Annotated in this window: 15 protein-coding genes; 9 read left to right on the forward strand and 6 right to left on the reverse strand. The window is 46.8% G+C overall.

Annotation, left to right across the window (positions count from 1 at the left end):
- Position 1 precedes the first annotated feature (1 nt).
- From fabZ to ICV90_RS02930, 5 genes are read left to right on the forward strand one after another with little or no spacing between them, the layout of a single operon-like run.
- Entirely contained in the window at positions 2-451 is a 450-nt protein-coding gene (gene fabZ, locus ICV90_RS02910; RefSeq protein WP_215359551.1) for a 3-hydroxyacyl-ACP dehydratase FabZ, read from the forward strand.
- Positions 451-1,248, forward strand: coding sequence for an acyl-ACP--UDP-N-acetylglucosamine O-acyltransferase (gene lpxA, locus ICV90_RS02915; protein WP_215359553.1), 798 nt, complete (start codon positions 451-453; stop codon positions 1,246-1,248). Before fabZ ends, lpxA begins: the two co-directional genes overlap by 1 nt.
- Positions 1,208-2,464, forward strand: coding sequence for a lipid-A-disaccharide synthase (lpxB, locus tag ICV90_RS02920; protein ID WP_215359555.1), 1,257 nt, complete (start codon positions 1,208-1,210; stop codon positions 2,462-2,464). Before lpxA ends, lpxB begins: the two co-directional genes overlap by 41 nt.
- Entirely contained in the window at positions 2,461-3,054 is a 594-nt protein-coding gene (gene rnhB, locus ICV90_RS02925; RefSeq protein WP_215359557.1) for a ribonuclease HII, read from the forward strand. The genes lpxB and rnhB overlap by 4 nt, the downstream gene beginning before the upstream one ends.
- A gap of 3 nt (positions 3,055-3,057) precedes the next feature.
- The gene (locus tag ICV90_RS02930) at positions 3,058-3,882 is read left to right on the forward strand and encodes an RNA methyltransferase (protein ID WP_215359559.1); all 825 of its coding nucleotides are present in this window, start codon (positions 3,058-3,060) and stop codon (positions 3,880-3,882) included.
- 16 nt (positions 3,883-3,898) lie between these two features.
- Here ICV90_RS02930 and ICV90_RS02935 read toward each other — a convergent pair whose 3' ends face one another.
- The gene (locus ICV90_RS02935) at positions 3,899-4,726 is read right to left on the reverse strand and encodes a pyruvate, water dikinase regulatory protein (RefSeq protein ID WP_072583021.1); all 828 of its coding nucleotides are present in this window, start codon (positions 4,724-4,726) and stop codon (positions 3,899-3,901) included.
- 106 nt (positions 4,727-4,832) lie between these two features.
- Here ICV90_RS02935 and ppsA point away from each other — a divergent pair, with 106 nt between their 5' ends.
- Entirely contained in the window at positions 4,833-7,238 is a 2,406-nt protein-coding gene (gene ppsA / locus ICV90_RS02940; protein WP_251367775.1) for a phosphoenolpyruvate synthase, read from the forward strand.
- Positions 7,239-7,327: 89 nt separating this feature from the next.
- Here ppsA and ICV90_RS02945 read toward each other — a convergent pair whose 3' ends face one another.
- From ICV90_RS02945 to smpB, 5 genes are all read right to left on the reverse strand, one after another.
- On the reverse strand, positions 7,328-8,224 hold the full coding sequence (locus ICV90_RS02945) for a peptidase (protein WP_215359561.1): 897 nt from the start codon (positions 8,222-8,224) through the stop codon (positions 7,328-7,330).
- Positions 8,225-8,280: 56 nt separating this feature from the next.
- A complete protein-coding gene (locus tag ICV90_RS02950) occupies positions 8,281-9,078 on the reverse strand; it encodes a transglutaminase family protein (RefSeq protein WP_215359563.1) in 798 nt (265 codons plus the stop codon).
- Positions 9,079-9,090: 12 nt separating this feature from the next.
- The gene (locus ICV90_RS02955; protein ID WP_215359565.1) at positions 9,091-10,068 is read right to left on the reverse strand and encodes an alpha-E domain-containing protein; all 978 of its coding nucleotides are present in this window, start codon (positions 10,066-10,068) and stop codon (positions 9,091-9,093) included.
- Positions 10,069-10,094: 26 nt separating this feature from the next.
- Entirely contained in the window at positions 10,095-11,507 is a 1,413-nt protein-coding gene (locus ICV90_RS02960) for a circularly permuted type 2 ATP-grasp protein (protein WP_215359567.1), read from the reverse strand.
- 132 nt (positions 11,508-11,639) lie between these two features.
- A complete protein-coding gene (gene smpB / locus ICV90_RS02965) occupies positions 11,640-12,092 on the reverse strand; it encodes an SsrA-binding protein SmpB (protein WP_046330447.1) in 453 nt (150 codons plus the stop codon).
- A 25-nt stretch (positions 12,093-12,117) separates the two neighbouring features.
- Here smpB and ICV90_RS02970 point away from each other — a divergent pair, with 25 nt between their 5' ends.
- From ICV90_RS02970 to guaB, 3 genes are read left to right on the forward strand one after another with little or no spacing between them, the layout of a single operon-like run.
- On the forward strand, positions 12,118-12,549 hold the full coding sequence (locus ICV90_RS02970) for a type II toxin-antitoxin system RatA family toxin (protein ID WP_215359568.1): 432 nt from the start codon (positions 12,118-12,120) through the stop codon (positions 12,547-12,549).
- Positions 12,542-12,892, forward strand: coding sequence for an RnfH family protein (locus tag ICV90_RS02975; protein WP_215359570.1), 351 nt, complete (start codon positions 12,542-12,544; stop codon positions 12,890-12,892). The genes ICV90_RS02970 and ICV90_RS02975 overlap by 8 nt, the downstream gene beginning before the upstream one ends.
- A gap of 26 nt (positions 12,893-12,918) precedes the next feature.
- Positions 12,919-14,382, forward strand: coding sequence for an IMP dehydrogenase (guaB, locus tag ICV90_RS02980; protein WP_215359572.1), 1,464 nt, complete (start codon positions 12,919-12,921; stop codon positions 14,380-14,382).
- The last annotated feature ends 24 nt before the right edge of the window (positions 14,383-14,406 follow it).

The following is a 14,406-nucleotide window of genomic DNA, read 5'->3' on the forward strand; positions in this document are numbered from 1 at the left end:
TATGAGCACACCAATCGCAATCGACATCAATAAGATTCTTCAATTGCTACCGCATCGCTACCCATTCCTATTGGTAGATCGCGTATTAGAAATTACTCCGCGTGAAAGCATCACCGCATTAAAAAACGTCACCATGAATGAGCCTTTCTTTCAGGGGCATTTCCCCGATTTCCCAGTAATGCCTGGTGTGTTAATTATTGAGGCTTTAGCTCAAACGGCTGCTTTGCTAACATTCTCTGAAGAACGCGCAGAAGATGCAATCTATTACTTTGCCGGTATTGATGGTGCGCGCTTTAAAAAGCCCGTATTGCCCGGAGATCAACTTATCATGACTGCAAAGTTAGAGCGTGAGCGTGCAGGTATTTATAAGTTTTCAGTACACGCAACTGTTGATGGTGAGCTTGCTGCAGAGGCTAATATTACTTGTGCAGTTCGTTCGAAAGGCGCGTAATGACTCGGATTCATGCAACTGCTGTAGTAGACAGTAAGGCTGAGCTGGCTGGCGATGTTGAGGTTGGCCCGTATTCCGTCATTGGTCCTAACGTGAAGATTGGCGCTGGTACTAAAGTAGGCTCTCATACAGTGATTGAGGGTTACACCACAATCGGCGCGCAAAATAGCTTTGCCCACTTTGCAGCTATTGGTGGTCCTCCGCAGGATATGAAATACCGTGGCGAGCCAACCCAGTTGATTATTGGCGATCGCAATACTGTGCGTGAGTTCACGACGATTCATACTGGTACATCACAAGACGAAGGCATCACTCGCATCGGTAACGATAACTGGATCATGGCCTATGTTCACATTGCTCACGACTGCCAGGTTGGTAATCACACGATCTTTTCAAGCAATGCGCAAATCGCTGGCCATGTTCAGGTTGAAGATTGGGCCATCATGGGCGGCATGTCTGGCGTACATCAGTTCGTTCGCATTGGTCAACATGCCATGCTGGGTGGTGCATCCGCTTTAGTGCAAGATATTCCTCCATTTGTGATTGCTGCGGGTGATAAGGCTTCTCCTCATGGTATCAACGTTGAGGGTTTAAAGCGCCGCGGTTTCTCAAGCGAAACGATCTCTGCCTTACGTCAAGCCTATAAAGTGCTTTATAAGGATGGCCTGAGTTTTGAAGATGCGAAAGTAGAGATTCAGAAAATGGTTGTAGCTTCAGCGGCAGATGCAGCTACTGCTGAGAGGCTCGCGCAGTTCCATGACTTTATTGCCGCCTCTACACGCGGCATTATTCGGTAACGGAATTACTTTGCCAAAGTTAGCTTGTGTAGCTGGCGAACCTTCTGGCGATCTATTAGCAGCGCCAGTTCTTAGTGCGCTAAATCAAATTCCGGACATGGCTGGCCTTGAGGTTTATGGCATTGGCGGTCCTCGCATGCAAGCCGAGGGTATGCGCTCTGATTGGCCCATGGAAACCTTAAGTGTGCGAGGTTATGTAGAGGCTTTTAAGCAGCTTCCAGCTATTCTGAAACTGCGTAAAGAACTGATTCAAAACCTCCTGAATGAGGGTCGCCCAGACGTTTATCTGGGTATTGATGCCCCGGATTTTAATTTGGGTGTCGAACTGCAATTACGCAAAGCAGGTATCCCCACTTTGCATTTAGTCTCGCCTTCTATTTGGGCATGGCGAGCAGGACGCATCAAGAAGATCTCCCAAGCAGTGGAGCGCATGCTTTGTATCTTCCCTTTTGAAACGGAGATCTATGACAGAGCTGGTGTGGCATCTACTTATGTTGGTCATCCACTGGCTAGTGAAATTCCGCTTGAACCTAATATTGAGCAAGCGCGAGAAAAATTAAGTAAACACCTCAAAATTCCTACTACCTCCCTTGAAGGATTGGTAATTGCTGTCTTACCTGGAAGCCGTGGATCAGAGATTGAGCTCATAGCCCCCGTCTTTTTTGAAACCATGCAGATCCTATCGGAGAGATTAAAAGGTCAGAAGCTTCACTTTTTAATTCCAGTAGCGACACCACGATTACGTGAGCCTCTTGAGCAGCTTTTACTTAAGACAAAAAACACTAATCCAGATATCCAGATTCATCTGCTGGATGGCATGGCTGATGAAGTGCTAGAAGCATCGGATGTTGTACTAATTGCAAGTGGTACAGCCACTTTGCAAGCTGCCCTATGGAAAAAGCCGATGGTGATTTCTTATAAGGTGCCTTGGCTAACCGCTCAAATTATGAAACGCCAAGGCTACATGCCCTATGTAGGTTTGCCAAACATCTTATGCGGCGAGTTTGTTGTACCCGAACTCCTGCAAGATGATGCCACTCCAGAAAAATTGGCTAATGCCGTGCAAGCCTGGTTAGAGCATCCAGCTAAAGTTGCCAAACTCAAAGAACGCTTTGCGCAGATGCATGAAACTTTGCGTCGTCCTACGGGTTTATTAGTTGCGCAGGCGATAGCTCAGACGATCGCCAATAATCGCAAGAAGCAAGTAAGCGTATGAGTCTCATTTGGGTTTGCGGCGTAGATGAAGCAGGGCGTGGACCGTTGGTTGGTGCAGTGGTTGCTGGTGCCGTAGTGCTTGATCCCAATAATCCAATTGAAGGTTTAAAAGATTCTAAGAAGTTAACTGCTGTTCGTCGTGAATATCTCTACGAGCAGATTAAGGAAAAGGCAAAAGCCTGGGGCGTTGGCGAAGCCAGTCCAGCTGAGATTGACGAGATTAATATTTTGCAGGCTACGATGCTGGCAATGCGCAGGGCAATTGAAGATCTCACCACTCGCTTAGGCACTTGGCCTGATAAAGCATTGATTGATGGTAATCGTTGCCCGGAGTTACCAATTGCTGCAGAAGCAATTGTGAAGGGTGATGATAAGGAGCCTGCAATATCAGCGGCATCGATAGTTGCCAAAGTCACGCGTGACCGCCAAATGCAAATATTGCATGAGCGCCATCCAGAATATGGATTTGCGCAACATATGGGTTATCCAACGGAAGCCCATTTTGCTGCACTTAAACAATACGGCGCATGCGATCAACACAGAAGAAGCTTTTCACCAGTGCGCAAAGTTCTAGAAAATCAAAACCACTAATCTATGAACTTCGATCTCATCACCTCCAAAGAGAATCCTTTGTTTAAAGAGATTCGTAACCTACAGGCCACTGGATCTAAGGGGCAGAAGGCTAGGCTCGCTAGCGGCCAAGCATTATTGGAAGGTATTCATCTGGTTCAGACTTGGGTGGGTGATCCAGCCTTAAAGACATTGCTTACTTCAGAAATTGGTTTGAAGAATGCTGAAATCTCACAAGCCGTCTACGAACATCTCGAGATCTGTCCGGAAACTAAGGTAGTTCAGTTAGATAGTGTTCTCTGGGACTTGCTTTCTGATTTAGTGAATGCACCACATATTGCTGGTTTACTTGATCTTCCAAAATCTACGCTCGCAACGCCTCAATCCATTGCAAGCTTTGATGGTGACGTGGTGATACTGGACCGGGTACAAGATGCGGGTAACGTTGGCTCTATTCTGCGCACAGCAGCCGCTGCAGGCTTTACCCAAGTCATCGCTTTATCAGGCTGCGCCCATCTGTGGTCCACAAAAGTATTGCGCGCAGGTATGGGGGCTCACAAGCTGCTAGATTTATATGAAGGCTGGTCTAACCAGCAATTACTGAGTGCAGTCACGGCCCCGCTATTGGCAGCCACAGCAGACGCAGAACATGACCTCTACTCCCTGAAAAAAGACTTACTCCACCCAGTCGCCTGGGTAATGGGGAGCGAAGGGCAGGGCGTATCAGACGATTTGCTTGCTCAAGCCAAAGGAGTATCAATCCCGATTGATCCAAGAGTGGAATCTCTGAATGTTTCTACTGCAGCAGCGGTATGTCTATTTGAGACCCTGCGGATTAGGCGTACTTAAATCATGGGATTAAAACTTACCCCAGTATTGTTTTATCTGACTTGATTGCCTGCAGCACAGTAGTTGCAATCTCTTCAATGGATTTGCTGGTAGTAAGCACCCAAGGGATGGATTGCTTTTTCATCATTGCCGTTGCTTCATTGATTTCATAGCGACAGTTTTCTAACTTGGCGTAATTGCTACCGGGTCTGCGTTCATTGCGAATCTCCGAGAGTCTTTCAGCATCAATCATCAGGCCAAAGATTTTTTGGCGATATGGGACTAAATCCTTCGGAAGTTGTCCTCGTTCGAAATCTTCCGGTATCAGGGGGTAGTTAGCCGCCTTGAGTCCATATTGCATTGCCAGGTAGAGGCTGGTTGGCGTTTTGCCCACCCGGGAGATGCCAATCAGAATGACATCGGCTTCAGCCAGGTTTTGATTGGACTGGCCATCGTCATGGGCCAGGGAATAGTTGATGGCCTCAATCCGGTTCTTGTAGGCCTCGGTATCGGCATTATGGTGAAGGCGGTTCATGGCATGGGTGGATTTCATGCCTAAGGCCTCTTCCAGAGGGGCTACAAAGGTCTGGAACATGTCCAAAATCAGCCCATTCGCCTTGGCCACGATTGCATTGAGCTCAGAGTTCACCAAAGTAGTGAAAACGATGGGTTGCACCCCATATTTAGCAGCCGCCTGATTGACGCTGCTTACGGCATCGTGGGCCTTATCCACACTATCCACAAAAGGCACCCGAATATGCTTAAAAGTGGCCTCAAATTGGGCCAAAATCGACTGACTGAAGTTCTCGGCAGTAATGCCGGTGCCGTCAGAGACAATAAAAACAATGCGGGTTTCGTTAGACATGGATTTGGCTTAAAAGTCAGGGTCAGCACTACAATAGAATCATATTAAAGCATGCCCTCTTTAGGGTGGCCGCTACACCAGTTTCCTTATCTTTTGAGAGTATTTTATGTCCAACCAACAGCAACAAAATAGCAGTATGGCTGATGCCTATGTTTTGCCTTTTGAACAACTCCGCATGACTGATGTTGAATCAGTTGGCGGTAAGAATGCGTCATTAGGAGAGATGATTTCTCAGTTAGCCTCTACTGGGGTTCGAGTTCCTACAGGTTTTGCAACGACTTCGTTAGCATTCCGTGACTTTCTAAAGCACAACAATTTGACTGAGCGCATTCAACAGCGCTTGGAAGGTTTGAATATTGATGATGTGCGTGCATTGGCGCAAGCCGGTGCAGAAATTCGTGGCTGGATCGAAACCGCACCATTTCAGCCTAAGCTTGATGAAGAAATTCGTAAAGCATTTACAGTGTTGGACGATTCTGGCAAAGGCTCATTTGCGGTTCGTTCATCAGCGACTGCTGAAGACTTACCAGACGCTTCTTTTGCAGGTCAGCAAGAAACTTTCTTGAACGTCGAAGGTATTGATGATGTTCTGAAGAAGATTCGTGAAGTATTTGCTTCTTTGTATAACGATCGTGCGATCTCCTACCGTGTTCACAAAGGCTTCGCCCACGCTGAAGTAGCCTTATCTGCTGGTATTCAGCGCATGGTCCGCTCTGACTTGGGCGCTGCTGGCGTAATGTTTACTCTGGATACCGAGTCTGGATTTGAGGATGTTGTTTTCATTACCTCTAGCTATGGCTTGGGTGAGACTGTTGTTCAGGGCGCAGTGAACCCGGACGAGTTTTATGTATTCAAAACCACTTTGGCTCAAGATAAGAAGGCGATCATTCGCCGCTCCTTGGGTTCAAAGTTAATTCAAATGCAATTTGCCCCCAAAGGCTCTGCAGAAAAAGTACAAACTGTTGATGTCACCCCAGAAAAGCGTAACCGCTTCTCTTTGGAGGATGCCGATATCACTGAGTTGGCTAAATATGCAGTGATCATTGAGAAACACTACGGTCGTCCAATGGACATCGAGTGGGGTAAGGATGGTCAAGATGGTCGTATCTATATCTTGCAAGCCCGCCCTGAGACTGTAAAGAGTCAGGCTGCCGGCCAAGTAGAGATGCGCTACAAGTTGAAGGGCAGCTCAAAGGTATTGGCAAAAGGTCGTGCGATTGGTCAAAAGATTGGCGCTGGTCCTGTACGCATTATTCGTGACCCAAGCGAGATGGATCGAGTTCAACCAGGCGATGTCTTGGTTGCCGATATGACTGACCCGAACTGGGAACCAGTCATGAAGCGTGCTTCAGCGATTGTGACTAATCGTGGCGGACGTACCTGTCACGCAGCGATTATTGCCCGTGAATTAGGCGTACCTGCAGTGGTTGGTTGCGGCGATGCGACTGAGCATTTACAAGACGGCATGATGGTGACCGTTTCTTGCGCCGAAGGTGATGAAGGTCATATTTATGATGGCTTGATCGAAACTGAAGTCACTGAAGTATCCCGCGGTGTGTTGCCTGAGATTCCAGTGAAGATCACGATGAATATCGGCAATCCTCAGTTGGCATTTGATTTCTGTCAGATTCCAAATGCTGGCGTTGGCTTGGCTCGTCTTGAGTTCATCATCAATAACTACATTGGCGTGCATCCACGTGCTGTATTGGAATATCCAAATATTGATCCTGACCTCAAGCGCGCCGTAGAGAGTGTTGCTCGTGGCTATGCTAGCCCGCGTCAGTTCTATGAAGATAAGTTGGTTGAAGGTGTAGCAACGATTGCCGCTGCTTTCTATCCAAAACCAGTGATCGTTCGTTTGTCAGACTTCAAATCCAATGAATATAAGAAGTTAATTGGCGGTTCACGTTACGAGCCTGATGAAGAAAACCCAATGTTGGGCTTCCGCGGTGCATCACGTTATGTATCTGAAGATTTCGGCGAGGCTTTTGCTCTCGAGTGCGCTGCAATGAAGCGTGTTCGTGAAGATATGGGCTTGGACAACGTAGAAATCATGGTTCCATTTGTGCGCACTATCAATCAGGCTAAGCGCGTGATCGATATGATGGAGAAGTTTGGTCTCAAGCGTGGCGTAAATGGTTTGCGTCTGATCATGATGTGCGAGATCCCATCTAATGCGATTTTGGCTGATCAGTTCCTTGAGTACTTTGATGGTTTCTCAATCGGCTCAAACGATATGACTCAATTAACTTTGGGCCTAGATCGTGACTCCGGTATGGAATTGTTGGCTATCGACTTTGATGAGCGCGATCCAGCGGTTGAGTTCATGATTGCACGTTCAATTGATGCTTGCCGCAAGCAAAATAAATATGTCGGTATTTGCGGTCAAGGCCCTTCAGATCATCCGGACTTTGCTCGTTGGTTGGTTGAGAAGGGAATTACCTCAATCTCATTAAATCCAGATAGCGTAGTGGCTACTTGGGAGATGTTGGGTAAGAATTTAAAGGCCTAAACTAAAGCGGATAATGTTAAAGCAAAAGGCCTAGATTTTTTCTAGGCCTTTTTGTTTGTAAATCCATTCAGCACTTCATTATTGGAGGCTTATTTTTTCTTTGCAGTCGCCTTCTTCGGCAAAACTTTCTTTGCCGCCTTCTTTACGGGAGTCGCCTTAGTTGTGCTTTTGGCCTTTTGAGCTCTCGCCTTAGATGGCGGATGATTGATGGGAACAATCCCCATTTTTTTAGCAGGAGTGGAGATATCACTCGATTTATGAGCGCCGCTCCAACTGGGTTCCGCTATCGAATTAAAAGCCTCGCGTAGTTTCTCGCCCCATGCTTGATGGATCATTGCGAAATAGGGGTTTGCATCATCTAGAGTGACGAGCTTCGTGGCTTTCAGAGAATTTTTTTCATAAACCAGCATATCCAGAGGCAACCCAACAGAAATATTACTTTTCAGAGTGGAGTCCATCGAGATGAGGGCGCATTTGGTTGCCAGGTTAAGTGGCGTATTAAAATTCAGCACGCGATCCAAGATGGGCTTGCCGTACTTGGATTCACCAATCTGGAAATAGCAAGTCTCGGGCGTCGCCTCAATAAAGTTCCCTGCCGAGTAAATATTAAATAGGCGGGGTTTCTCGCCTTTCACTTGACCACCAAAAATCATATTGCAGTTAAATTCAAGCCCCGATTTTTCAAGTGCAGCATGATCGCGTTCATAGACTTGTTTAATGGCGTCACCCACAACAACTGCGGCTTCGTATGAGTTTTTGGCTATCCAAAGGTTCTTGCCCTTAAAAAGCTGTCCTTGAAGCAGGATTTCTTTAACGGACTGAGTAATGGCGAGATTGCCGGCACTCATTAATGTAAAGAAGCGATCCTTGTCTTGAAACAAAGACATCTTTCTAAAGGTGCCAACTTGGTCTACGCCGGCATTTGTCCGGGTATCGGATAAGAAAACAAGACCATCTTTTAGGCAAAGACCAACACAATACGTCATACACAGACCCTCTTCATTATTTCCTGGAATTATCTCTTAAATAACCCAGAGGGTTGCTATGGCAACTGTTGAATCGAAATATTGGCGCTGAGCTCTTCTCCGCCGCCGCCAGAGCGCACGCCTTTAACAGGGGCGGCAGAATAATAATCTCTACCAATGGCAAGGCGAATATGACGTGAGTCAACTAAGCAGGCATGGGTGATATCTACGCTGGTCCATATACCTTTATCGATATCGCTGCAGAAGTCGATCCAGGCATGGCTAGCAAGATTAGGGGACTCTTCTGCAAAGAAGTAGCCGCTGACATATCTTGCGGGTACGCCAGAAGCTCGACAAAGAGCTAACATGATGTGGGCATGGTCTTGGCATACGCCAGATTTCATGGCGAAGGATTGAGCTGCAGTCGTAGCAAAGTTCGTTTGACCAGGAGAGTACACAATCAAGCCTTGAACTGCCTCAGCGAGTTTTAGTACTTGATCAACTGAATTTTTCTTTGGAATGCCATAAGAGAAATAATCCAACATTTCATCTGTAGGTTCAGTGAGATTAGTTTGCTGTAAAAGATAGTAGGGCGAAACTGCTTTAGCCTCATCAATAAATTCAAATGCATCTTGCGTATGCACTTCGCCTTCTGCCTCAATCATCATCGAGGTGTAAGGACTCTCTTGGACGAATACGCTACAGGCATTACCGAATGTATCTATTGAATTCGAAGCTTTAATTGGGGTGCTGATCTTCCATTTATCAACCTGCTGTCCTGCAACGGTTGGCGGGGTCAAGCGCAATTCTTGTATGGAATAGCGCACCGGGGCTTCATAGCGATATTCTGTGCGATGGCGAATTTTAAGATGCATATAGTTGATTTCTTAGGCAACAGCTAGTGGTATGAGGTAAGCACTACTGAACTCATCAGCCACATGATTGATGCGCTCCAAGAAGCTCTCAATGAATTCTTCTAGGCCTTGTTCGAAAACCTCATCAATGTCTGAATAATCTAGGCTGGCCTTGAGTTTGCCAAGTAAACGTTCTATTTCCTTTGATTGTTGATTCTTTACTTCCGAAATAAGGGGAATGAGTTCATTGACGCAGCACACTAAGGATCGCGGCATCTGTTTATTGAAGATCAGTAGTTGTGCGACTTGTTTTGGTGTAACTTGATCAGAATAGATTTGACGATAGATTTCAAATGCGGAGACGGAGCGCAGTAAAGCCGCCCAGTGATAGAAATCAAAGAATTCACCATCAGTGCCATCTTCCGAGGATTTCTTGGCGCCAAGAACCCGCAGTGCTGCTGGGTCCTCATATTTAGTTTCCAGAATACGTGCGGTGTTGTCAGCGCGTTCTAGCAAGGTCCCCACGTTAATAAAGTAAAAAGCCTCATTCTTCAGCATCGTGCCATAGAGGACGCCTCTAAAAAGGTGGCAGCGGTGCTTTACCCATTCCAAAAGACGGCTGGGATCGGCTTGATGCCTTGCTTCTAGGATACGCTGCAGCTCAAGCCAAGTGGTGTTCTGGGTTTCCCAAACTTCGGAAGTGATCTTGCCGCGGATAACGCGCGCATTTTCTCGCGCAGCAAACAGGCAAGAAACGATGCTAGAAGGGTTGCTGGTTTCATAAATCATGAAGTCCAAAACATTCTCACGATTAACCACATCATATTTACTGAGGAAAGCTTCCTCTAGCTTAGAAATCGTGAGTAGTTTTTTCCAGCTCTGCTCTAAAAACTCTGCAGGCTGTGGAAGTAGGGATGTTTGATGGTTTACATCGAGCATGCGGGCAGTATTTTCTGCGCGCTCGGTATAACGGGCCATCCAATAAAGACAATCAGCGGTACGACTCAACATATTTTCTTATTCCCCATACTCTTCATTCACTCTTCCAATACCCAGGTATCTTTAGTTCCGCCACCTTGGGAGGAGTTCACTACTAAAGAACCTTCTTTGAGTGCAACCCTAGTCAATCCACCGGGAACCATCTTGATGGTTTTGCCTGAAAGAACAAAAGGCCTTAAGTCGATATGTCTTGGTGCAACGCCTGACTCAACAAAGGTGGGGCAGGTGGATAACGCTAATGTAGGTTGCGCGATATATTTATCTGGATTGGCGATAAGGTGAGTTCTAAATTCTTCAATCTCTGCTTTGGTTGATGCTGGACCGACTAACATGCCATAACCACCAGCACCATGGGTCAGCTTCACCACCAGCTTATCTAGATTAGCTAATGTGTAAGCTAAGTCATCTGCCTTACGGCACTGGAATGTAGGAACGTTATTGAGAATCGGTTTCTCACCAAGATAAAACTCAATCATCTCGGGAACGTATGGGTAGATGGATTTGTCGTCGGCAATACCGGTACCAATTGCATTTGCCAGTGTCACGTTACCAGCACGGTGTGCAGATAAGAGGCCCGCGACGCCTAAAGTGGAATCAGAGCGAAATGCCAATGGATCCAAGAAGTCATCATCAACGCGACGATAGATCACATCAACGCGCTCAGGTCCTTGAGTGGTGCGCATAAAGACTTGCTCATTCTTTACAAATAAGTCTTTGCCTTCTACCAACTCAACCCCCATCTGCTGCGCGAGGTAGCTGTGCTCAAAGTAAGCCGAGTTATACATACCAGGAGTCAACACAACAACGTTTGGTTTTTTAACGTCATCCGGCTTCACAGACTTGAGGCATTCCAATAAAAGATCTGGATAGTGCTCTACAGGAGCAATGCGATATTTCTGAAAGAGATCTGGAAAGAGTCGCATCATCATCTTGCGGTCTTCAACCATGTAAGACACGCCAGAAGGAACGCGCAAGTTATCTTCTAAAACGTAAAACTCACCTTCACCGGCGCGAACGATATCGATTCCAGCAATTTGCGCGTAGATGTCGCGCGGTATGTTGACGTTGCGCATCTCAGGGCGATATTGCGCATTGTTATAAATCTGTTCGGCTGGAACAATGCCTGCTTTAATAATGTCTTCATCGTGATACACGTCGTAGATAAAGCGATTGAGTGCTTTGACACGTTGACGTAATCCCGCTTCAAGTTGCTCCCATTCTTTGGCGGTAAAGATGCGCGGCACTTGATCAAATGGAATCGTTCTTTCCGACCCCAGGTCATCTCCGTAGACGGCAAAGGTAATGCCTACGCGCCTAAAGATCAGGTCTGCTTCAGCGCGCTTGAGACCCATGAGGGTGTCACTTTGCTGCTTCAGCCAGTTGTGAAAGATTTGGTAGTGGGGACGCGCTTTGCCTGCGGCGTCGAGCATTTCGTCAAAAGGCAATTTCATAGTTACCAAACTAATGCCTTTATAAAAGCTGGAAGGAACGATTTGAAGCGGCTTGGTGCTGAAATGCACCATTAAAGTGCATAAATGCTTAAATCTTTGCCCTAAGGCTAGTCTACCCCAGTTTTTATGGGATTAAGCGTTTAAATCGCCTCTGGCAATGCGACCTTTTTGCACTTCCCACTCACGTTCTTTAGTGGCTGCGCGTTTGTCATGCTGCTTTTTACCTCTAGCGAGGCCAATCTCGCATTTCACATTGCCTTTGGAGAAATGTAGGTTTAGCGGCACCAGGGTGTAGCCCTTTTGCTCTACTTTGCCAATGAGTTTTTTAATTTCGATCGCATTCAGAAGGAGCTTGCGAGTACGAGTACTGTCTGGAACGATATGGGTAGAGGCTGACAGCAGGGGGGTGATATGGCAGCCGATCAAAAATAGCTCCGCCTGGCGAATGACAACATACGCTTCTTTGACGTGCACGCGACCTGCGCGGATGGCTTTCACTTCCCAGCCTTCCAACACAAGCCCTGCCTCAAAGCGCTCCTCGATAAAATAATCAAAGAAGGCTTTTTTGTTATCGACGATACTCATATTTATTTAGCTCTCAAGAACGATTATGGCAGACGTCTACAAGACCGTTTTAATTGGCCAATCAGCCGACCGTATGTACGGCTTAGTGACCGATGTCGCCCGCTATCCTGAGTTCTTGCCTTGGTGTGGTGGCGTGGAAATTTTTGAGCAGACTGAAACAGTGCTCGACGCCAAAATCAATATTCATTTCAAAGGCATTACCCAGTATTTTCATACGCGGAATGTGAATCACCGCCCTGAAACGATTGATATGGTCTTTGTAGATGGCCCTTTTAAGCACTTTTCTGGGCAATGGAACTTTATCCCCTTGCGGGAAGATGCTTGTAAGGTGGAGTTCAAGCTGCACTGGGAGTTTAAGAGCGTCATTCTGGACAAGATTATTGGCCCAGTATTTGGCCATATAGCCGGCACCTTTGTGGATTGCTTTGTAAAACGTGCCGAAGATCTCTATGGCTGAGCGCTCACTTGATCTCATGCTCTGTGATGCCAGGCAGGGTGAGCCAGAGCTGAAGCCGTTCAAGCTCCTTCTGTCAGCGGACGAGTTGCCTACAGTTGGCCTAGCCCTCATTAGGGCTGGGATCGCAGTTGGCCCAGATGACCCTGTTTTGGCCAGAAAAGGCTGCTTTGGGGTCTTTGGCAAGCGTAAGGATTGGGATAGCCCCATTTATGCTGGGGATCGCCTAGAGCTCTATTCCTCGCTACTAATTGACCCTAAAACAGTTCGACGAAAAAAGGCTAATCAGAACCAGGATGCCAAATTCCAGGCTGCCGCAGCTAAAAGAAAGGCTAGGAGGCTATAATCTGTTTTTGCGACTAGGGGTTTTGCATGCGACTCATTCAAAAAGCACTCACTTTTGACGATGTGCTCCTCGTACCGGCTTATTCATCGGTACTTCCTCGAGATGCCAGCTTGGCAAGTAAGTTAACTCGAGATATTTCACTCAATACACCATTGGTGTCCGCAGCTATGGATACCGTCACTGAAGGTCGTTTGGCAATCGCCATGGCTAGTGAAGGTGGCATTGGCATCGTTCATAAAAACTTAAAGCCTGCTGAGCAAGCGCGTGAAGTGGCTAAAGTAAAACGGTATGAATCTGGCGTACTACGTGATCCAATCACGATTAGTCCAGATGTGACTTTGCGTCAGGTGATCCAACTTTCTCGTGAACATGGTTTCTCAGGATTCCCAGTGCTCGTTGGTAAAGAGGTTGTTGGCATTATTACGAATCGCGATTTGCGTTTCGAAGAAGACTTAGATGCTCCAGTAAAAACCAAGATGACTCCACGTGAGCGTTTGATTACTGTGAAAGAGGGTTGCTCATTAGATGAAGCAAAGCGCTTAATGAGTCATCATCGTTTAGAGCGCGTATTGGTTGTCAATGACAAGTTTGAGCTGCGTGGCCTCATTACCGTTAAAGATATTCTCAAGGCAACTGAACACCCGAATGCTTGTAAAGATAGCGAAGGTAAATTACGCGTTGGTGCCGCAGTAGGCGTTGGCCCTGATAACGATGAGCGCATTGAGTTATTGGTGCGCGCTGGTGTCGATGTGATCGTTGTAGATACTGCTCATGGCCATAGCCAAGGCGTATTAGATCGCGTGAAATGGGTTAAGAAAAACTACCCTCATGTGCAAGTGATTGGTGGCAATATTGCTACTGGTGATGCTGCTAAGGCATTGGCTGATCATGGCGCGGATGGTGTCAAGGTAGGTATTGGCCCTGGCTCAATCTGTACAACCCGTATTGTTGCTGGTGTAGGTGTCCCGCAAATCACTGCGATTGTGAATGTGGCAACTGCACTTAAGGGCACCGGTATTCCATTGATTGCTGATGGAGGCATACGTTACTCAGGTGACGTTGCAAAAGCATTGGCTGCTGGCGCTAGTTCGGTCATGATGGGCGGTATGTTTGCTGGCACTGAAGAAGCTCCAGGCGAAGTGTTCTTATACCAAGGACGTTCTTACAAGAGCTATCGCGGTATGGGTTCTTTGGGCGCGATGGCGGATGGCTCTGCTGATCGTTACTTCCAGAGCGATATTGTTGCGAATGCAGAAAAGTTAGTGCCGGAAGGTATTGAAGGTCAGGTGCCATACAAAGGTAGCGTGTTGGCAATCTTGCATCAACTCACTGGTGGTATTCGTTCTTCTATGGGCTATCTCGGTTGCAAGACCATTGATGAGCTCCATGAAAAAGCCAACTTCGTAGAAATCACTTCAGCTGGCGTGCGTGAGTCGCACGTTCATGATGTGAAGATTACTAAAGAAGCGCCAAATTACCATATTGATTAAGACTTAAATTAGGGCTGCTCCTTT

Source organism: Polynucleobacter sp. JS-JIR-II-b4 (assembly GCF_018687815.1).
Taxonomy (GTDB): Bacteria; Pseudomonadota; Gammaproteobacteria; order Burkholderiales; family Burkholderiaceae; genus Polynucleobacter.